Origin of the sequence: Vibrio sp. 10N.261.52.A1, from assembly GCF_002876325.1 — a bacterium.
Taxonomy (GTDB): Bacteria; Pseudomonadota; Gammaproteobacteria; order Enterobacterales; family Vibrionaceae; genus Vibrio; species Vibrio chagasii.
Genome location: NZ_MCYD01000345.1, coordinates 1 through 354, shown reverse-complemented (window position 1 = coordinate 354; position 354 = coordinate 1). Strand labels below are relative to the sequence as shown.

Here is a 354-nt window from a genome sequence, read left to right as displayed (position 1 = left end):
CCTTTAGGCTTGCATATATAAAACCAAACAGCGGAGGTAGCATCGCAATAACAATACCCAAAGCTGATGATTCCATATCTACTTTATTACCAAAAAACACTTCATATAAAACTACACCGACGGCTAATACTATTTGGCAGAGAACAACTCTTTTAGCAGCAACAAGAATGTCACCACTTATTCCGTTAAGCCTCATAATAAAACCTTATATTTAACAGTGTAAGATCATATAAAACACAGTTTGAATATGTCTTGCTACTCGCATTTACTTGTTAATAAAACTTTGCTTGTTAACAAAGATATAATCTTGCTGGTTTTATATCTCCTGAAGAAATAGAACGGTATAAACTAATT

The 354-nt window shown here is 32.8% G+C and carries 1 pseudogene; it reads right to left on the bottom strand.

Annotation, left to right across the window (positions count from 1 at the left end):
• Positions 1-196, bottom strand: a pseudogene (locus BCT81_RS04210) (ATP synthase subunit I); the annotation flags it as partial.
• Between the last annotated feature and the right edge of the window lie 158 nt (positions 197-354).